The sequence below is a fragment of the Mesorhizobium ciceri biovar biserrulae genome, assembly GCF_001618845.1.
Lineage (GTDB): Bacteria > Pseudomonadota > Alphaproteobacteria > Rhizobiales > Rhizobiaceae > Mesorhizobium > Mesorhizobium ciceri.
The window spans coordinates 1338979-1357797 of the sequence record NZ_CP015064.1 but is presented as its reverse complement, the minus strand read 5'-3'; the positions used below and the strand labels follow the sequence as shown (position 1 = coordinate 1357797).

Annotated in this window: 16 protein-coding genes and 1 pseudogene; 13 read left to right on the top strand and 4 right to left on the bottom strand. The window is 61.1% G+C overall.

Annotated elements, in window-relative coordinates; translation table 11 throughout:
• Nucleotide 1 precedes the first annotated feature (1 nt).
• From A4R29_RS06015 to A4R29_RS32815, 6 genes are all read left to right on the top strand, one after another.
• On the top strand, nucleotides 2-763 hold the full coding sequence (locus tag A4R29_RS06015) for a TIGR04290 family methyltransferase (protein WP_013533206.1): 762 nt from the start codon (nucleotides 2-4) through the stop codon (nucleotides 761-763).
• Nucleotides 756-1688 (top strand): glycoside hydrolase 5 family protein, encoded by a 933-nt coding sequence (locus A4R29_RS06010; RefSeq protein ID WP_013533207.1) that lies wholly within the window; start codon nucleotides 756-758, stop codon nucleotides 1686-1688. The genes A4R29_RS06015 and A4R29_RS06010 overlap by 8 nt, the downstream gene beginning before the upstream one ends.
• A 7-nt stretch (nucleotides 1689-1695) precedes the next feature.
• Entirely contained in the window at nucleotides 1696-2844 is a 1149-nt protein-coding gene (locus A4R29_RS06005; protein ID WP_082827333.1) for a glycosyltransferase, read from the top strand.
• Nucleotides 2841-3827: a GNAT family N-acetyltransferase gene (locus A4R29_RS06000; protein WP_063171476.1), complete on the top strand. Its 987-nt coding sequence runs from the start codon at nucleotides 2841-2843 to the stop codon at nucleotides 3825-3827. The genes A4R29_RS06005 and A4R29_RS06000 overlap by 4 nt, the downstream gene beginning before the upstream one ends.
• 3 nt (nucleotides 3828-3830) lie before the next feature.
• The gene (locus A4R29_RS05995) at nucleotides 3831-4745 is read left to right on the top strand and encodes a class I SAM-dependent methyltransferase (RefSeq protein WP_063171475.1); all 915 of its coding nucleotides are present in this window, start codon (nucleotides 3831-3833) and stop codon (nucleotides 4743-4745) included.
• Between the two features lie 305 nt (nucleotides 4746-5050).
• Nucleotides 5051-5227 (top strand): hypothetical protein, encoded by a 177-nt coding sequence (locus A4R29_RS32815; RefSeq protein ID WP_013533211.1) that lies wholly within the window; start codon nucleotides 5051-5053, stop codon nucleotides 5225-5227.
• Here the strand turns inward: A4R29_RS32815 and A4R29_RS05990 are convergent, their stop codons facing one another.
• The gene (locus A4R29_RS05990) at nucleotides 5228-5791 is read right to left on the bottom strand and encodes a sigma-70 family RNA polymerase sigma factor (protein WP_013533212.1); all 564 of its coding nucleotides are present in this window, start codon (nucleotides 5789-5791) and stop codon (nucleotides 5228-5230) included.
• A gap of 290 nt (nucleotides 5792-6081) precedes the next feature.
• Here A4R29_RS05990 and katE point away from each other — a divergent pair, with 290 nt between their 5' ends.
• Nucleotides 6082-8193: a catalase gene (gene katE, locus A4R29_RS05985; protein ID WP_063171474.1), complete on the top strand. Its 2112-nt coding sequence runs from the start codon at nucleotides 6082-6084 to the stop codon at nucleotides 8191-8193.
• Between the two features lie 74 nt (nucleotides 8194-8267).
• Here katE and A4R29_RS05980 read toward each other — a convergent pair whose 3' ends face one another.
• The 3 genes from A4R29_RS05980 to A4R29_RS05970 form a co-directional block, all read right to left on the bottom strand.
• Nucleotides 8268-8762 carry a hypothetical protein gene (locus A4R29_RS05980; protein ID WP_013533214.1) on the bottom strand — a complete coding sequence of 165 codons (495 nt, stop codon included), beginning with the start codon at nucleotides 8760-8762 and terminating at the stop codon, nucleotides 8268-8270.
• An 87-nt stretch (nucleotides 8763-8849) separates the two neighbouring features.
• Complete coding sequence (locus A4R29_RS05975; RefSeq protein ID WP_063171473.1) at nucleotides 8850-10145, bottom strand: Nramp family divalent metal transporter; 1296 nt, start codon at nucleotides 10143-10145, stop codon at nucleotides 8850-8852.
• Between the two features lie 244 nt (nucleotides 10146-10389).
• The gene (locus tag A4R29_RS05970) at nucleotides 10390-10980 is read right to left on the bottom strand and encodes a LysE family translocator (RefSeq protein WP_127368134.1); all 591 of its coding nucleotides are present in this window, start codon (nucleotides 10978-10980) and stop codon (nucleotides 10390-10392) included.
• A gap of 223 nt (nucleotides 10981-11203) precedes the next feature.
• On the opposite strand from A4R29_RS05970, the gene A4R29_RS05965 reads away from it, so the two are divergent.
• From A4R29_RS05965 to A4R29_RS05940, 6 genes and pseudogenes are all read left to right on the top strand, one after another.
• Complete coding sequence (locus A4R29_RS05965) at nucleotides 11204-12214, top strand: ATP-dependent DNA ligase (protein ID WP_024502350.1); 1011 nt, start codon at nucleotides 11204-11206, stop codon at nucleotides 12212-12214.
• 106 nt (nucleotides 12215-12320) lie between these two features.
• Nucleotides 12321-14077, top strand: a pseudogene (locus A4R29_RS05960) (thiamine pyrophosphate-dependent enzyme).
• A 94-nt stretch (nucleotides 14078-14171) separates the two neighbouring features.
• Nucleotides 14172-15053 (top strand): cytochrome c oxidase assembly protein, encoded by an 882-nt coding sequence (locus A4R29_RS05955; protein ID WP_063173595.1) that lies wholly within the window; start codon nucleotides 14172-14174, stop codon nucleotides 15051-15053.
• A gap of 152 nt (nucleotides 15054-15205) precedes the next feature.
• A complete protein-coding gene (gene coxB, locus A4R29_RS05950) occupies nucleotides 15206-16282 on the top strand; it encodes a cytochrome c oxidase subunit II (RefSeq protein WP_420891091.1) in 1077 nt (358 codons plus the stop codon).
• Complete coding sequence (ctaD, locus tag A4R29_RS05945; protein WP_063171471.1) at nucleotides 16279-18219, top strand: cytochrome c oxidase subunit I; 1941 nt, start codon at nucleotides 16279-16281, stop codon at nucleotides 18217-18219. Before coxB ends, ctaD begins: the two co-directional genes overlap by 4 nt.
• Nucleotides 18216-18818 carry a cytochrome c oxidase subunit 3 gene (locus A4R29_RS05940; RefSeq protein WP_063171470.1) on the top strand — a complete coding sequence of 201 codons (603 nt, stop codon included), beginning with the start codon at nucleotides 18216-18218 and terminating at the stop codon, nucleotides 18816-18818. The genes ctaD and A4R29_RS05940 overlap by 4 nt, the downstream gene beginning before the upstream one ends.
• Nucleotide 18819: the final 1 nt, after the last annotated feature.

Genomic DNA, 18819 nt, shown 5'->3' with positions numbered 1-18819 from the left:
CATGCTGCATTCCCATGCCGAAATCCGCCGCCGTATCGATGCTCTCGGCCCATGGTTCCACAACATGGAACTGGCCGGTGTCGAAACCGCTCCCAACCATTTTCTCGGCAATTACCCGCTGATCAAATGGCGCAAATTCGCCGAGGCCATTCCCGCGGATCTGACAGGCAAGACGGTGTTGGATATCGGCTGCAATGCCGGCTTCTATTCCATCGAGATGAAACGGCGAGGTGCTGCCCGTGTCCTCGGCATTGATTTCGATGAGGCTTATCTGGCGCAGGCCCGCTTTGCCGCCGAGATCGCCAATTGCGAGATCGAATTCCAGAAACTGTCGGTCTACGACGTCGGCGCCCTGCGCGAAACATTCGATATCGTGCTGTTCATGGGGGTGCTTTATCACTTGCGCCACCCGTTGCTTGCGCTCGACCTTATCCGTGAGCATGTCGCCGGTGATCTGATGATCTTCCAGTCCATGCAGCGCGGCAGCACCGATCTTCCCGAGATGGAAGAGAACTATCATTTCTGGACGCATGACCTGTTCGACCGGCCGGAATTTCCCAAGCTCCATTTCATCGAGCACCGCTATGCCGACGACCCGACCAACTGGTGGATACCCAATCGAGCCTGCACCGAAGCGATGCTGCGCAGCGCCGGTTTCGAGATCGTTCTGCACCCTGAGCAGGAGGTCTATTTCTGCCGGGCCGCAGGCGACCCGGCCAGTGGCGGTCCCGTCTACCCCTCGAAAGGACAGCGCCATGATTGAAGCCGCGATGATCTGGAACGAGCCCAACAACAAATCGCATTGGGATCCCGAGCTCGACCCCGACTGGAGCCGCTTCGCCAGGATGGCAATCCTGGCGGCGGACGCAATCGCATCTGAAAACCCGGCTTTGACCAAAGTGCTCGGTGGCATCTCGCCGATAGACCCGGGATTCATCACCCGCATGAAGGAATTCGGCGTGCTGGATCATGTCGACGCCGTCGCCGTGCACGGCTTTCCGCTCGACTGGAACCTGTGGCAAATCCAGGAATGGCCGCAGAAGATCGGCGAGATCGCGACCGTCACCGACCTTCCCATCTGGGTCAGCGAAGTCGGCGTATCGACCTTCGGCGCCGAGGAAATCCAGGTCTGGGGGCTCAAGCGAACAGCTGAATTGCTGCTCGGCAATGCACCACGCGTCCAGTGGTACAGCCTCTACGATCTTCCGCGTGAATGGGAAGCAACGACGCGTCACCGCGAAGCCGAAGGCTCCTCTTATTACCGTCATTTCCATATGGGGCTGCTGCGCCAGGACGGCACGCCAAAGCCCGCGCTGGAGGAATTCCTGCGCTATACACCCGCAATGGGACTGGTGCAGTGGTTTCATTTCGAAGATCCGCGGCTGGACGACGCTGTCGCCTGGATGAAGCGGCTGGGTGTCACCTATATGCGTACCGGGCTTTCCTGGGCGGACAGTTTTCGGCCGAATGCGCTGGACTGGTTCGACCGGCAGATGGAAGCACTCGCCGATTTCGACGTGACGGTCACCTTCTGCTTCACACCTCAGCATCGCGGAATGATGCCCCACCACACCAGCCCGCCACTGGTGCCGGAGGAGTTCGCGGAATTCTGCTCAACCATGATCCGCCGCTATGCGCCTGGCATGACATCCGCCTCGCTCCCCACGCGGCGGGCCTCGGCCGCGTGAAATCGTCATGCTGCCCATGCATCAGATGCCGGACTTCGCAACACCACTGACAGGTGGGGATGCGGCGCAGGGCACCGGGACGCAACCGGCCGCGACACTCACCGTCCTCAATGTCGCCTACCCTCTCGCGCCCGTCGGACCCGACGCTGTCGGCGGTGCCGAACAGGTTCTGTCGATGCTCGATCGGGCATTGGTTCACGCCGGCCATCGATCTATCGTCATTGCTTGCCGTGGCTCCAGCACGAGCGGCACGCTTGTGGAAATACCGGCCGAAAACGGCATGCTCGACGAGGCGGCGAAGCGCCGCGCGCAAGAGGCCCATCGCAAAGCGATCGCCGCTGCCCGCGCCCGATGGCCCATCGATGTGGTTCATCTGCACGGCATCGATTTCGACGCTTATCTGCCCGACGATGGTCCGACCTTGGTGACCCTCCACCTGCCGTTGGATTGGTATCCGGCCGCGGCATTGCGCCCGACGCGTGGCGACCTCTGGCTTCATGCGGTCTCACCCAGCCAGCAGAAAACCGCGCCATCAGGCGCCAGGCTGACGGCACCGATTCCGAACGGCGTCGACATCCAAGCACTGAACCTGCCGCAGCCGAAGCGCGACTTTGCCCTGGTTCTGAGCCGGGTTTGCCCGGAGAAGGGCATTCACCTGGCGCTCGATGCAGCCAAACTAGCAGGCGTTCCGCTGGTCGTCGGCGGTAAGGTCTATCCCTACGAAACACATACGCGGTACTTTCGCGACGAGGTCCAATCTCGCCTCGATGGCCGCCGCCGCTTCCTTGGTCCGCTCGGCTTCACCGCCAAGCGACGCTTTCTCAACGCAGCGCGCTGTCTGGTCATTCCGAGCCTCGCAGCCGAGACCAGCTCGCTTGTGGCCATGGAGGCCCTCGCCTGCGGTACCCCGGTAGTCGCCTTTCCAAATGGTGCGCTTCCCGATGTCGTAGAGCACGGCAGGACGGGCTTTCTCGTCGACACGGTCGACGAGATGGCCCAAGCCATTCTTGCGGCGCCCAGCTTGGATGCCGAGACATGCAGGGCGGAGGCGCGACGGCGGTTTTCGCTGGAACGGATGATCTCGTCTTACATGGACGCCTATCAGGCGCTGGCACAGCTTGGCACTGGTCGCCGGCGCTTGGCTGCGACGCCGTGAGCAAAGCGGTGCTGCGCTGCGAAATCATCGGTGACCCCGCGCAGTTCGACGCCTTGACGCCGCACTGGTGGAAACTGTGGCAGCAGAGTCCCTCGGCGACGCCGTTTCAATCTCCCGCCTGGCTGGTGCCATGGTGGCACGCATTCGCACCCGGTGAACTGGCGACAGTCGCGGTCTGGCACGGCGGGGATCTGGTCGGGCTGGCGCCGTGTTACCTGGAGCATGGGACGGCTGGTTCGAAGCTGCTTCCGGTCGGCATTTCGCTCAGCGATTATCTGGACATCCTGGCTGTCCCTGGGATCGAAGCCGAGGTTGTCGGCGTTATCGCCGAGTCGATCTTCTCGATCGGGTGGGCGCAGTGGATCTTGTCGGACTTGCCGCAGGACAGCGTCGCCCTTGCGATGAAGCATCCCGAGATGGATCGGCCGACCGCCCATGCCGCCTGCCCCGTGCTCGCCATCGCCGGCGACGAAACGCTGGCAGGCTGCGTCCCCGCAAGACGCAGACGCCAGTTGCGTCGGGCGCGCCAGGCGGCATCAAGATGCGGCCGGATTGCGCTGTCATCGGCAAACGGCAGTCCGCAAACCTTCCTCGATCAATTGATCCGCCTGCACAATGTGCGATGGGCCGAACACGGAGGGGGTGTGTTGGCCAACCCCGCCGTCGAGCAATTCCATCGGCTCTCGCTTCCCTTGCTCGATGCTCATGGTCTGGTGCGATGCTGGCTGCTCGCGATCGATGACAGGACCATCGGTGCCTATTACGGATTTCACCACCGCGGCCGTGCCTACGCTTATCTGGGTGGGTTCGACCCTGCTTATGCCGAGGAGAGCCCGGGCGCGATCCTGATTGGCCACGCAATCGTGGAGTCGATCCGCGAAGATGCGCGCGAGTTCGATTTCCTGCGCGGCCAGGAGGCCTACAAATATGGCTGGGGCGCCGCCGACAGGTGGACGATGCGCAGGGTCTGGACGCGGAGTTGACCCATGAGTGTAACCGCACCGAAAGGCGCCCAGCGCCGGACATCGGTCAGGCTGGCGGTTGAAGACTGCATGGCCGACGGTATTTGCGCCGAAGGTGTTCTCGTCAGGCTGGCGCTCCACCTGCCGCCCACAATTGGGGCAGCGGAATTGGCGGAGGTCGTGCTGAAAGTCCGTCCGGCGGATACCGGCGACGCGGCAAGATTGCGGAAGGTCGCCGGACTGCTGCGCTGCAAACCAGACGTCTTTGCCATGTTGCGAGCGACGGGCGGCGCCGTTCGCCATGAGCGCAATGAGGACGAGACGAATGCCGATGTCGTCATGCGGCTGGCGTCCAGCTTCGATGCCGCGGCAGCGATTTCGGGAGCCGCGAGTGTCCAACTGGCGTCCCTCGGCGATGTGGAAAGGCTCACAGCCACGACCAACGAAATCGTCGCATGGCTGGAAGCCCGAGAATTCACCGGAAGGGAACGGAGCATTCTCGACATCGGTTGCGGCATCGGCCGTTTCGAGCGTGCGCTGTGCAGATCCTTCAAGCGGATGGTCGGTATCGATATATCGTCGCGAATGATCTCCATCGCCTCAGAGCAATGCGCCGCACTCGGCAATGTCGAGTTACGACAAACCTCCGGTCTCGATCTGGCCGATTTCGACGATGCCAGTTTCGATTGCGTGCTGGCGGTCGACAGCTTTCCCTATCTGGTTCTGGCCGGCATGGCAGAGCGGCATTTCGAAGAAATTGCGCGCGTTCTGAAACGGCCGGGCTGGCTCGCCTTGCTGAACTATTCCTATCGCGGATCGCTTTTCTCAGACCGCGACGATATCGGCCGTCTGGCGCAAGCTCATCAATTGCGGGTCCTCATCGACGGTGAGAAGCCGTTTCGATCATGGGATGGCAACGCTTTTTTGCTCGCTCGGTGAGACGGAACATTACAGCACGATGCCAGTTCGGACGTCGAGCAAAGGGCACCAACGAGTGTCCTCGATTCGAAGGAGGAGCGCGGGCTGGACGGCAATCGGATCAAGTCCGAAGGATTACGCCGCTAATCGATTGCCGAAGGACTGAACGCCACCGCGCGGGCCTGTGGTCCGCGGGGCGACCAAGGAGCAAGGAAATAAACCTGTGCAAGGGTCCGCCGGTCAGCTTCTCGGCGGTGGACACAGGCTTGTAATGCCGGGCGCTTATCACCACACTACGATCAAGGGACCGCTATCAAGAGAATGTGATGTCTCGTTCGAGCGACGATACCGCGGATCCGCATGTCGAGATGGCGGTGGATCGGGAGATTGCCTCCCTGCTGGCAGCCATAGAGCAGGAAAAGATTCCGGACCGCCTCACCAAGCTGGCGATCGAATTGCAGAACGCGCTCGTCGAGAAACGTCGGCGCGACGCGAACAACTGACTATCTGCGGCTGTCGACCTCGACGTCGAGCTGACCGTCCGACAGCTGGTTTCTCCTCTCCATCAATGTCTCCAGCGAACTCTCCCCTAGGAGTTCAAGGATGTTGGCGCGCGCACGGTTCAGGCGGCTTTTGACCGTCCCGACCGCGCAACCGCATATATCGGCGGTTTCCTCGTAGCTCACTCCCAAAACGCCGATCAGCATCAGCACCTCGCGTTGGTGTTCAGGCAGTCTTTGAATGGCGCCGTGAACTTCCCTGCTCTGAACAGTCCATTCCTGGGTGGCTTCCGAAATTGGTCTCGAAGAGGCGCAGTCGAGCAGGCCTGGCGCCTCCCGGGCAGCGATCTTGACCCGGGTATAATAGGTGTTGCGCATGATGGTGAAGAGCCACGACTTCATTCGCGTACCGGGTTCGAACTTGTCGATGTTGGCGAGACCCTTGGTCAGTGTCTCCTGCACGAGATCGTCAGCATCGTCGGGGACGCGGCAGAAGGTGCGGGCGAATGCCCGCAGGGCGGGTATCAGGTCAACGATGGAAACTTCATTGGTTTCCTGGTCGGCCAAAAGGCAGCCTCCGGATGACAATGGTCCAGCTCCCAGAAGAAAGAGTGTGTGAACGCAGCCTCAGCTAAATGCATGGAAGTTTGGTTCGTTCCTCTTGCTGGAGACAACTCTTCACAATTCTTCGCGGGCGGAGATGTCTGTCATGCGATCGGCGCATACCATCGCCGCAGCAGCGACGCCTCCTTCGACAGTGGTATCTACAGCGTCCGCTTTTTTACGGGAACAAAGCCGTTCACCGGCAGTTTGATGGCTTGCCACTTCAACCTTCCAGTATCGATCGAGGACCTGTCATGGCCAAATCCGCTCGCCCCTCCGCTCGCCAATCGGCAAGTGGACTGGATCAGAATAGCGCGCGCGGAAATGGCGGCGAGTTGCACCAGATCGCGGGAGACGACACGCCTGTCCTTACCACGGCGCTCGGAACGCCTGTCTCCGACGACCAAAACACATTGCGGATCGGTGAACGCGGACCATCGCTGATCGAAGACTTTCACTTTCGCGAGAAGATTTTCCACTTCGACCACGAACGCATCCCGGAACGGGTCGTCCATGCCCGCGGCTATGGCGCGCATGGTTATTTCGAGACCTACGACTCACTGGCCAAATACACACGTGCCGACATTTTCCAGCGAGCTGGTGAAAAGACGCCGGCATTCGTTCGTTTCTCGACGGTTGCCGGCAACAAGGGCTCGTTCGATCTCGCCCGCGACGTGCGCGGCTTTGCGGTCAAGCTCTACACCAAGGAAGGCAATTGGGATTTGGTCGGCAACAACATTCCGGTCTTCTTCATCCAGGACGCCATCAAGTTTCCCGATCTGATCCACGCCGCCAAACAGGAGCCCGACCGTGCTTTTCCGCAGGCACAGACGGCGCACGACAATTTCTGGGACTTCATCAGCCTGATGCCGGAATCGATGCACATGGTGATGTGGATCATGTCGGATCGCGCCATCCCGCGTTCCTTCCGCTTCATGCAAGGCTTCGGTGTGCATACGTTCCGCCTCGTCAACGCCAAGGACGAATCCACCTTCGTCAAGTTCATCTGGAAACCGAAGCTCGGCATGCAATCGGTGGTCTGGAACGAGGCGGTCAAGATCAACGGCGCCGATCCCGACTTCCATCGCCGCGATCTGTGGGAGGCCATACAGGCCGGCAATTTCCCGGAATGGGAGTTGACGGTGCAACTGTTCGATCAGGCGTTTGCCGACAGTTTTGACTTCGATATCCTGGACGCAACGAAGATCATTCCCGAAGAGGTTCTCGAACCAATTCCGGTCGGTCGGCTGGTGCTCGACCGGATGCCGGATAATTTCTTCGCCGAGACCGAGCAGGTTGCATTCATGACGCAGAATGTGCCGCCCGGAATCGATTTCTCCAACGATCCGCTTCTGCAGGGCCGCAACTTCTCCTATCTCGATACCCAATTGAAGCGGCTGGGCAGTCCGAACTTTACCCATCTGCCGATCAATGCGCCGAAGTGCCCGTTCGCCCATTTTCAACAGGACGGGCACATGGCCATGCGCAATCCGGCCGGTCGCGCCAACTATGAACCGAACTCATGGGGACTGGGACCGCGCGAGGATCCGCAGCGTGGCTTCCGTTCTTTCTCCGATGCCGAAGAAGGGCAGAAAGTACGTCTGCGCGCGGAGAGCTTCGCCGATCACTACAGCCAGGCCCGGCAATTCTTCAACAGCCAGACACCACCGGAGCAGCGTCACATCGCAATGGCGCTGACGTTTGAACTGAGCAAGGTCCAGGCCCCGGCGATCCGCGAACGCATGGTTTCGCATTTGTTGAACATCGATGAAACGCTGGCGACCACGGTCGCCGACAAGCTCGGCATCCGTGACATGCCCGAACCTGCCGAAGCCGCCGTTCCACCGCGCGATGACTTGCCGCCGTCGCCGGCGCTCAGCATCATCCAAAACGGGCCCGACAGTTTCGAAGGCCGCAAAGTCGGTGTCATGCTCAGCGATGGAGCCGATGTCGCGCTGTTCGAGGAACTTCGTTCCGCCATCGAAGCGGAAGGCGCGGTGATGGAGGTGGTTGCGCCCAAGGTGGGCGGCGTCGAAGCCGCCGACGGCACCCACATCGAAGCAAGGCACATGATCGACGGCGGTCCATCCGTTTTGTTCGACGCGGTGGTGCTGCTCCTCTCCGAGGCGGGCGCCGGGCTACTGGTCAAGGAGGCCGCTGCGAAGGATTTCGTGTCTGATGCGTTTGCGCATTGCAAGTTCATCGGCTTCACCTTCGGGGCCGAGCCGCTCCTGATCAAAGCAGGCGTCGCTCCCGATGCCGATGAGGGGCTGAGGCGGCTGGATTCGGCAGCTTCGGTAGCTGCGTTTGTGCAGTCATGCCGCAAACTGCGGCTCTGGGCGCGGGAGGCGGCTGTCAAACTTTGATGCGATGGCGTCAGCTGTTTCCGTTGGCGCGTCCGCACTCTTTGGTTTGCCGCCAACCCAGCCGGCACCGCGGTCTACGAGCGATCTTCCTTGCTGGACGCTTGTCGCCGCTGCTTCTCCAGGACCTCGTCGGTCCCGACCAGCTTCTTTGCTCCGCCTGAAATGGTCGTGGACACCACCGAAGGCGGATCGCTCGCCGGAAAGGAATCCTCCAACCCCGCCTGCAGTTGGTCCTCGAGCGTGCGTGGTTCTTCGGACCGGCCGGGCGTTCTGCGCGTGTCGATCTTCTCCAGCGACTGTTTCTTTTTCGGCGAATCGTTGGCGTTCCGGACCAGGGCGTAAAGCTGCTCGATCGCGAGTTCCTTGATCGTTTCGAAATCGGCCCGATCGTCCTTGGCAGCCTCGATTTGATCAACCATGGCTTTCTCGAAGCGGTCGAGGCTGTCGCCTCCGCAGGCATGGGAAAGGCGCAACAGGGCTTCGTTCAGCATCAACGGAGCGAAATGTGCTGAAGCTTCAAGCCTGAGTTGCCTTAAACGGTCCGGAGTTGCGGCCTGCAACTTTGACATGGACAACCTCCTTTCTCCCACAAGCGTCTCAACGGGATTTGACCGCCGATGTTCCACCGTGCCTGAACATCTGTCATGCCATGCGAGCTACAAGAACCAGCTTGCCACCAATCCCGCCGACGCCGCAAAAATCGCCAAGGTCGTCACGCCGCCCAGGATGTTCGTGCTTGTGCTGTTGACCTTGTCGCCCATGATCTTGCGATTGTTGGTCATGATGAGGATGAGAAGCAGCAGCGGCGGCGTTGAAAATCCTTGCACGATGCCGGACCAGACGAGAGCTTTCATCGGGTTGAAGCCGAAGAAATTGAGACCCACCGCCACCAGCGTTATGACCCCGATCGCGATGTAGAATTTGGGAGCCTGCCGGGGTTTGGCATGCAGGCTATTCTTCCATCCCATCGCCTGGGCGAAATCGAAAGCAGCGCCAGCGGTCATGATCGGCACGGCCAGGAAGCCGACGCCAATTACACCGGCCGCAAAGAGAATGCCGGCAGCGTCGCCGGCAAGCGGCCGCAGCGCTTCGGCCGCCTGTGCCGCTGTCTCGATCTGCGTGTGTCCGGCCTTGTAGAGCGTCGACCCGGTCGAAAGGATGATAAAATACATGATCAGATTGGAGAACGTCATGCCGATCAGGATATCGCGGCGGGATCGGCGCAGTTCACCCTCGGTGGCGCCTTTGCGCTCTTCGAGGCTCGTTCGACCCTTGGCGATCTCCTCCTCCACCTCCTGATTGGACTGCCACGTGTAAAGGTATGCGGAGAGAGTGGTCCCGACGATGGCGACGAGGATGGACAGGTACTCTCGGCTGAACTCGATTTGTGGCAACAGCGTGCCACGCAGGACGGAAGCGGCATCCGGTTTGGCAAGCACTGCGGAGACCACATAGGCAAGCAGAGCCAGAGCCAGCCACCGGAACACATTTCGGATCAATTTGTACGACCCGAGCACCTGCAGGGCAAAAATGACGACCGCAACGGCAGTGACGACCAACGGAGCAGGCAGCGGAACGAACAGCACAATAGCCGCCGACATGGCGCCAAGGTCGGCGGCTGCCTCGATCGTGTTGCCGATCAGCACGCCCACCAGCACGAACCATAGCAGCCAACGCGGATAGAAGTCCGATATGACCTGGAAAAGCCCGCGACCCGAAACCTGGCCAAGTTTGGATGAAAGGTAGACGACGAGATACATCATCGGCAGCGTGACAGGTGCCGTCCACAGCAGGTCGGGGCCGAACCGCGCTCCGGCGCTGGCGTAGGTACCGATGGCCGAGCAGTCGTCATCGGCCGCGCCGGTGATCAGGCCAAGCCCAAGCGCCCGAACGACGTCGCCCCCTTTTCGCCTGCTTTCCCTTTGGCCAGCATTCTCAGGCGGCTTGTTCATTGAAGGCGCGTCTTTACCGAGGCCACGCAAGAAATCATGACGAACATTCCAATCGGATGGCGATGAAGCGTTGCAGCTGCATTGAGATCGAGGTTCGAACCTCCGGTCAGGTTTTTTGTTCCTGGACACGGTCCCGGCCCGCGACGGCGGCGGAGCCGACGTCAAAGCGAATGCTCCGTTTGCCTGAAGAAGAGAATGCATGTGTCAAAGCCAGTCCTTCAGGCACAAAAGCTATTTCTTGAAGTCAGCGGCTCGTACTGCCGCCGATCACCATCCGCACGCCGAGGCCGATGATGAGACAGCCGGCGAGCCGCTGCTGCCAAAGCCTTGCGCGAGGGTGCCGCATGACCCATGCGCCGACCGCGCCCGATGCCAAGGCGTAGGCTCCCAGCACCAGCACACCGGTTATCTTCTGTGTTGCGCCAAGCAGCACCAGTTGCAACGTGACGGAGCCCCTATGCGGGTCGACAAATTGCGGCAGGAACGCAACCATGAACATCAAAGGCCAGGGATTGCTCAGATTGGCGATCATTCCTTCCCGGGCGGCGGCGAGCGGCCGCAGGGCCTTGATGTCACCTGTGGGAATGGTTGCCGAGGCTGAAAGCAGCAGCCGGAAACCCAGCCACATGATATAGGCCGCCCCGGCCCATCGAAGCAGATTGAACGCCACCGGCGAGGCGTGGACAAGCGAAGACAGGCCGAATGCAATCAGCGGAAGCTGCACCAGTCCGGCGCCCAGCGTCATGCCGAGTACCGTGAACAACGCCACGCCGCGCCCGTGTCCGATGCCGCGGGCCATCACCAGCATGCTGTCGGGGCCTGGCGGCACCTGCATCAGAATGACGGTTCCGACAAAAGCTGTCCACAATGAGAGGTCGATGGGCATCTCCTTTCGCGCCGCCGATGACATCAAAGCGGCCAGCCGTCACCGGGTTCCGGCGGCAAATGAAAATGTCCATCGCGAAGGACCTGCCATGAACCCGTCAGATGGAACGCGGTGCTGTCCTGGAAGTTGAAAAGCCGGAGCCGTTCCTGAACCGGTTTTGGAGGCCTGATCCGTGCATGAGCCGATAAACGCCTTCCCGCTCCCGCTGGATACGTCTCCGATGGAGGCCAGGCTTGCCGATGCAATCCCAAGGGATGGGAACCGCTGGCAGTACGAGCCTAAATGGGACGGATTCCGCTGCCTTGCTTTCAAGAGCGACGACACCGTTGACCTGCGCGCCAAATCCGGCAAGCCGCTCGGCCGCTATTTTCCGGAAATCACGGAGATCCTGCGTGACCTCAAGCGCGGGCATTTCGTCATCGACGGCGAGATTGTCATCGAGGTGGACGGTGAGCTTTCCTTCGAGGCGCTGCAGATGCGTCTTCACCCGGCACAAAGCAGAATCCGCAAACTGAGTTCGCAGACGCCTGCCAGTCTGATCCTCTTCGACATGCTTGCCAGGCCGGGCGGCGAGGTCATCACGGGCAAACCACTTGTCGAAAGGCGGCGAGCGATCGAGGACTTCGTGACCTCCTCGAACAGTCCGGATCTTCGCCTGTCGAAGTGCACTTATGATGCAGCGACGGCGGCTCGATGGCTGAACGGGGCCGGCCATGCATCGACCGACGGCATCGTGGCCAAAGTGCTCGACGAGCATTATCTGTGCGGCGAACGTGCGATGGTGAAGGTAAAGCCGAGGCGCACCGCCGATTGCGTTGTCGGCGGTTTCCGCTATCTCGCGGATAGCCGTGAGGTCGGCTCACTGCTCCTCGGCCTCTACAATGACGACGGCAAGCTCGATCACGTCGGCTTCACGTCGACCATCGCCAGGACCGACAGAGGAGCGCTCACGCGCCGGCTGGAAGGGCTGCGGTCAGAGCCCGGATTCACCGGCAAGGCGCCCGGCGGCCCGAGCCGCTGGAGCACGGAGCGCAGCGGACAATGGGAGCCTTTGGAACCTGAACTGGTGGTGGAGGTCCGGTTCGACCACGTCACCGGCAATCGGTTTCGCCATGGCACCAAACTGCTGCGCTGGCGCCCCGACAAGGCGCCACGGCAATGCACGTTCGAGCAGATCGAATAGACCGCCCCAGGAAGATCGCCCCAGAAACCTGTCACGATTTATTGCGACGAAGGAACCAACTCGGGATTCACCGGTTCGGACACCATCCACCCGGAGCTACCCTGACATGCCGAATGCAGCAGAAATTCTGATCGACACACTCGTCGCCTGGGACGTGGAGGTGGTGTTCGGCTTGCCGGGAGACGGCATAAACGGGGTCATGGAAGCGTTGCGGACGCGGCGCGACAAAATTGCCTTCGTTCAGGTCCGGCATGAAGAGTCGGCTGCCTTCATGGCATGTGCATATGCCAAGTGGACAGGAAAGCTGGGCGTGTGCCTTGCGACGTCCGGCCCCGGCGGAACACATCTTCTGACCGGCCTCTATGACGCCAAGCTCGACCAGGCTCCAGTGCTGGCGATTACGGGCATGCAGTTCCACGATCTGATCGAGACGTTCACGCAACAGGATGTCGATCTGACGCGCGTGTTCAACGATGTCTCCGTTTATAACGCCCATGTTGCCGACGCCGCGCATATGGAAAACGTCGCCAGCCTTGCCTGTCGAACCGCGCTGGCGCGCAAGGGCGTCGCCCATCTTTCGATTGCCAGCGACATCCAGGAGCAGGAGCGTGATCCGTCGAAGCGCTCCAAGCGCAATCGCCCGGCGCACACGCCGCAGGATATGTTCGCCGGTCACAGCGTACCGCTGGACGTTGAGCTCGACAAAGCCGCCGCCATTCTCAATGACGCTTCGCGGGTTGCGATCCTGGCCGGGCGCGGCGCCATCGGCGCGGCCGCCGAACTCGAAGACACGGCGCGCCTGCTGCAGGCGCCTGTCGCGAAGGCTTTGCTGGGCAAGGCGGTGCTGCCGGACGACCATCCCTACACCACCGGCGGGATCGGCATTCTTGGAACCCTGGCTTCGCAAGAGGCGATGGAGAACTGTGACGCGGTGTGCTGATTATCGGTTCGACCTTTCCCTACATCGAATACTACCCGAAGCCCGGACAGGCCCGTGGCGTCCAGATCGACTGCGATGCGCAACGGATCGGCTTGCGCTTTCCGGTCGAGGCCGGCCTTGTCGGCGACGCGGCAGAGACATTGCGCGCGCTCAACCAGCGCCTGACGCAAAAGCCCTCGGATGAATTCCTGCGCCGTTCCCAGGAGACCATGAGAAAATGGCGCGAGATGATGCGGCAGTCGGAAGACATGCAGGCGCAACCATTGAAGCCACAAGCGATTGCCCGGGCTTTCGGACAAAGATTGGCCGACGACACAGTGCTGGCCACGGATTCCGGTCAGAATACGGAGCTGGCCGCCCGCCATGTCGATCTTCGCAGCGGCCAGGCATTCGGGGTGTCCGGATCGCTGGCGTCGATGGCTTGCGGTCTGGCCTACGCCATCGCTGCCGGCATAGCGTTTCCCGGTCGACCGATTGCCGCCATCGTCGGCGATGGCGGCTTTGCCATGCAGCTCGGCGAATTCTCGACGGCGGTGCGCTACAAGATCCCGCTGAAGGTTCTGGTGATCAAGAACAACATGCTCAATCAGATCGCCTGGGAGCAGATGATGTTTCTGGGCAACCCGCAATTCGGTTGCGAATTGCAGCCGATCGATTTTGCCAAGGCGGCAGAAGCAATGGGCGCAAAGGGTTTTCGCATCGAGCGGCCCGATCAGATCGAGACGGTTCTCGACCAGGCTTTCGCCACGCAAGGCCCTGTCGTGATCGAAGCGCTGGTAGATGCCTATGAGCCGCTGATGCCGCCCAAAATGCCGGCAGACTACGCCAAGAACTTCCGCCAGGCCCTGCCGCGGACGCCGGGACACGAACGCATAGAAGAAAATATCGCCCGTGAGCCGGCGAAATCGATGATGGATGCCTAGAGGCGGCGCAGGGAGGTGGAACAGCGCGCCTCAGTGGCTTCATTCTGAATCTTTCCAGATGAACCCGCGCTCTTCCGGATGACGGATGCGGATCATGAGCTTCGACACGCTCTTTTCGACCTCGATTTGCTATGGCAACGGCGCTCCGCAGGCTGGTTGGACTCTGGCGCTACCCATCACATTGCCACTGGCGGCAATCCTTTTGCTGTATGTTGCCGGCGCTGGCCGGCTGTGGCGACGGAGCGGACGTGGACGTCGCTTGCGATCGCGGCAGGCCTTGCTGTTTGCTGCCGGCTGGTCCGTCCTGGCGTTCGCCCTTGTAAGCCCGATCCATGCATTGGGCGAACATGTGTTTGCGGCGCACATGATCGAGCACGAATTGCTGATGGCGGTCGCAGCGCCTCTGCTGGTTGCCTCCCGCCCGACGGCGGCGATGATGTGGGCCCTGCCGGTACAGCTGCGCCAGATATTCGGAGCGGCCGGACATGCAAATGCGCTTCGGGCGGTCTGGGCGTTCATCAGCCGTCCTGTGGTCGCGACCGTCCTGCACGGAGCCGCGATATGGATCTGGCATGTCCCGGCGCTGTTCGAGGCTGCCCTCCAGCAGGGCTTCCTGCATTATGCCCAGCACGCGAGTTTCCTCGGTAGCGGGCTTTTGTTCTGGTGGGTGCTGCTGCCTGGCCTTGGCCGCGAGCAGGCTTGCGGCAATGCCGTGATGCATCTTTTCTTCACCTCCCTCCACACCGGGCTGCTCGGGGTGTTGCTCGTCGTCTCGCCCAGGCTGTGGTATCCGGATAATGCGATCGGCTCGGATTTATGGGGGCTCAACCCGCTCGAGGACCAGCAACTTGCAGGCTTGATCATGTGGATTCCCGCCGGCCTGATCTATGGCGGGGCCGCACTGCTCCTGGTCGCTCTCTGGATTCAAACGAGCGGTCGGCGGCAACAGGCTTTCCAGCAGTTGCGCATCGTCTAACCCGCACCGCTTCGCGTCGGTTTTCAGCCGGGCGGTGTTGCCAAGCATCCTTTTTCAGTCAGCCGCGTTATGGCCTTGGCAACGATGGTGGATCCTTCATGGCGAGGTGCATGAGTCCGTTGGCCAGCTCTCGCAGGCTGACACGACCGCGAATGTCGCTTGCCCCCACATGTCCAAGGCAAATCTTGCCTGGCACCTTTCATGGAACGGCCGCGCAACGGCGTTTGAGGGCGATCAGCGCAGCGCCGATATTGGCCTTGGCAGGATGCGGCGACAGGCAATCGGCCCTCCATGCACACGGTGCGAATGCCCGGAGAATCCTTGATCTGATCTGGTCTTTCAGCGCAATCGCAGTGGCCACGTGGCTGCTTGTCATGTTGATCCTGGCGGCAGCGCTTTTGCGTCGTCGCCTGTCCGAGACAACGCGCTCGCCGCTCGAGATCGATTCTCGTCAGGAGCGCCGATTTACCCGCGCTGTCGGCAGCGCCATTGCGTTGACCGTTCTGGTGCTCGTCATGATGACGATAGCGAGTTTTTTCGCCGGCAAATCCATTGCTTCGCTGAGTGGAACGGAAACGCTTGCCGTGCGCATCACCGGGCACCAATGGTGGTGGGAGGTCCGGTATCCCGGAGATGATCGGTCCCAATCGATCGTCACGGCAAATGAAATCCATGTCCCGGTTGGCGAACCGGTCAAGGTCGAACTCGATTCGCTCGATGTCATTCATAGCTTCTGGGTGCCGAACCTTGCCGGCAAGCGCGATCTCATTCCGGGCCGGCCGAGTGAGCTCACACTCGTCGCCGATAAGCCCGGCATCTATCGTGCCCAGTGTGCCGAATTCTGCGGCTATCAGCACGCCCATATGGCCATCACCGTCATCGCGGAAAGCCGCGAAGCGTTCGAAGCATGGCAATCCAGGCAAAACGCCGTCGCATCCGCGCCTGGCGGCGACGAAGAGCGCCGCGGCCAACAGGCATTTCTGTCCACCGGCTGTGCGCTCTGCCACACGATAAGAGGCACGCCTGCCAGCGGAACGGTGGGACCTGACCTAACTCATCTCGCCAGCCGACGCGCACTGGCCGCGGATACGCTCGCCATGACCCCTGGCGCGCTCGCCGCCTGGATCGCCGATCCACAGTCGATAAAGCCCGGCGCCAAGATGCCGCGCATTGCCCTTAGCGCCGACGATCTCAACGCGGTCGTCACCTATCTCGGAAGCCTCGAATGAGTGGCCTTGCGGGAAAGCCGGCCGAGCACACTCAGGAGGCCCTGAAAGGCATCCGTGACACCGGTCTCGAAGAGGTGAGACTGCGCGCCTTTCTGGCGCATGCCTGGCGAACGCCGAAAGGCTTCTACGGCTGGCTGGTCACGGTCGATCACAAGCTGATCGGACGGCGCTATATCGTGACGGCTTTCCTGTTTCTCATCCTTGCGGGTCTATCAGCGCTCGCCATGCGCTTCCAGCTTGCCCAGCCTGAGGCCGGCCATATCGGTCCCGATCTCTACAACCAGTTGTTCACCATGCACGGCACGACGATGATGTTTCTGTTTGCCGTGCCGGTGATGGAAGCTTTCGCCATTTACCTGGTGCCGCTGATGATCGGCACTCGCAATGTCGCCTTTCCGCGGCTCAATGCATTCAGCTACTGGGTCTATCTTTCCGGCGGGCTGATGATCTGGATCGCCTTCGCCTTCGAAACCGGTGCGGATGCCGGCTGGTTTTCCTATGTGCCGCTCGCCGGACCCGAATATGGCATCGGCAAGCGCCCCGATTTCTGGGCGCAGATGGTGACCTACACCGAAGTGTCCGCCCTCGCGGTAGCGGTCGAGATCATCGCGACAGTTTTCAAACAACGTGCCCCCGGCATGTCGCTCGACCGCATCCCGCTCTATGTCTGGTCCGTCCTCGTTACGGCTTTCGTCATCCTGTTCGCCATGCCGGCCGTGATGGTCTCGAGCACAATGCTGATCCTCGACCGCCTGGTCGGCACAAAATTTTTCGACCCCGCAGCAGGCGGCGATGCACTGCTGTGGCAGCATCTGTTCTGGTTCTTCGGCCATCCCGAGGTTTATATCATCTTCATTCCGGCGACCGGCTTCGTTTCCGCGATCCTGCCGACCTTCGTTCGCCGCCCGGTGTTCGGCTATCTCGGGATCGTGCTGTCGTTGATCGCGATCGGTTTTCTTTCCTTCGGCCTGTGGGTGCACCACATGTTCGCTACCGGCCTGCCGCAACTCGGCGAGAGCTTCTTCACCGCTTCCTCGATGATGATCGCCATTCCGAGCGGCGTTCAGATCTTCTGCTGGATTGCGACGATCTGGGGCGGCCGGCCGATCTTCGCCACGCCCATGCTTTTCGTTCTCGGCTTCATCTTCACCTTTGTGATCGGCGGCCTGACCGGCGTCATGGTCGCCTCGGTGCCGCTCGACCTGCAGGTGCACGACACCTATTTCGTGGTTGCCCATTTCCATTATGTGCTGGTCGGGGGCGCCGTCTTCCCCCTGCTCGGCGCCGTTTATTACTGGTTTCCCAAGATCACCGGACGCATGCTGTCCGAGAGGCTCGGCCGCTGGAATTTCTGGCTGGTCTTCCTCGGGTTCAATCTCACCTTCTTCCCCATGCATATTCTCGGTCTGCAAGGCATGCCGCGCCGCGTTTATACGTATCCGCCGGCGAGCGGCTGGGGAGAGATGAACCTCTTCATCAGCCTCTCTTCGCTGGTGGTGTTCGCGGGCTTTGCGCTTTTCTTCCTGAATCTCCTGCTCAGCCTCCGCAACGGCCGCATTGCAGGAGACAATCCCTGGCGCGCGAGCACGCTCGAATGGGCGACGACGTCGCCGCCGCCCTCCTACGATTTTTCGCGGCTGCCCGTGGTAACTCACCGCGAACCGCTTTGGGCCGAGCCCGATGTGCTCCCAGTGGTCGAAGGTCTGCGTGTCGACGCCCGCGAGGTGCTCGCCGGCACGGTCGCCGATGCGATGCCGCAAGTAAGGGTACCATCGGCTGACAACTCGATCTGGCCGTTGCTGTCGGCCATCGCAGTCGGCGGCGCATTTCTCGGTTCGATATACACGCCGTGGGCGGTGGTCTGGGGAGCGATCCCGGTTTCGATCGGCTTCATCTGCTGGTTCTGGCCGAAAGGCGAACCGGAGGACGAGGAATGAGGCACCGCCCCGTCGCCGACGTCAGTCACCTGCCCACATACGATTTCGGGTCAGCGAGCCCGATGTGGTGGGGAACCCTTGCCTTCATTGCTCTCGAGGCAACCGGTTTTGCCTTGGCGATAGGCACTTACTTCTATCTGGCCGTGCTGGCCCGGCATTGGCCCATTGGGGCCCCTGCGCCAGATCTGCTGCCGGGGACGGCAGTACTGGTTATTCTGGTTGCGAGCGTCGTGCCCAACCACATGATCGAGGTTTGGGCACGTCGCCAGGACCTGGCGAAAGTTCGCCTTGGCATGGTCGTCATGTCGACCGTCGGCATTCTTCCGCTGATCGTTCGCATCTGGGAATTTCCGGCTCTGCGGATTTCCTGGGATCAGAACGCTTACGGATCGATCGTCTGGTTCCTGCTCGGGCTGCATACGACGCATCTCCTTACCGATGTCGGCGACACGATCGTCCTGGCGGTTCTCATGTTCACGCAAAAAGGCAAGGCAGGCCGCCGCTTCAGCGACGTCTCGGACAACGCCTTCTACTGGGACTTCGTCGTCGTCTCATGGGTCGTGCTCTATCTTGTTATCTATTGGGCTCCGAGGATGTGAG

What these genes read in the sequence shown, in the direction of transcription:
- A4R29_RS05940 (WP_063171470.1), top strand. Translation starts at nt 18,216, where the DNA reads ATGAGGCACCGCCCCGTCGCCGACGTCAGTCACCTGCCCACATACGAT.
- A4R29_RS32815 (WP_013533211.1), top strand. Translation starts at nt 5,051, where the DNA reads ATGTCTCGTTCGAGCGACGATACCGCGGATCCGCATGTCGAGATGGCG.
- A4R29_RS05955 (WP_063173595.1), top strand. Translation starts at nt 14,172, where the DNA reads ATGAGCTTCGACACGCTCTTTTCGACCTCGATTTGCTATGGCAACGGC.
- coxB (WP_420891091.1), top strand. Translation starts at nt 15,206, where the DNA reads ATGTCGCTTGCCCCCACATGTCCAAGGCAAATCTTGCCTGGCACCTTT.
- A4R29_RS05975 (WP_063171473.1), bottom strand. Translation starts at nt 10,145, where the DNA reads ATGAACAAGCCGCCTGAGAATGCTGGCCAAAGGGAAAGCAGGCGAAAA.
- A4R29_RS05980 (WP_013533214.1), bottom strand. Translation starts at nt 8,762, where the DNA reads ATGTCAAAGTTGCAGGCCGCAACTCCGGACCGTTTAAGGCAACTCAGG.
- A4R29_RS06015 (WP_013533206.1), top strand. Translation starts at nt 2, where the DNA reads ATGCTGCATTCCCATGCCGAAATCCGCCGCCGTATCGATGCTCTCGGC.
- A4R29_RS05970 (WP_127368134.1), bottom strand. Translation starts at nt 10,980, where the DNA reads ATGCAGGTGCCGCCAGGCCCCGACAGCATGCTGGTGATGGCCCGCGGC.
- A4R29_RS05995 (WP_063171475.1), top strand. Translation starts at nt 3,831, where the DNA reads ATGAGTGTAACCGCACCGAAAGGCGCCCAGCGCCGGACATCGGTCAGG.
- ctaD (WP_063171471.1), top strand. Translation starts at nt 16,279, where the DNA reads ATGAGTGGCCTTGCGGGAAAGCCGGCCGAGCACACTCAGGAGGCCCTG.
- katE (WP_063171474.1), top strand. Translation starts at nt 6,082, where the DNA reads ATGGCCAAATCCGCTCGCCCCTCCGCTCGCCAATCGGCAAGTGGACTG.
- A4R29_RS06010 (WP_013533207.1), top strand. Translation starts at nt 756, where the DNA reads ATGATTGAAGCCGCGATGATCTGGAACGAGCCCAACAACAAATCGCAT.
- A4R29_RS06005 (WP_082827333.1), top strand. Translation starts at nt 1,696, where the DNA reads ATGCTGCCCATGCATCAGATGCCGGACTTCGCAACACCACTGACAGGT.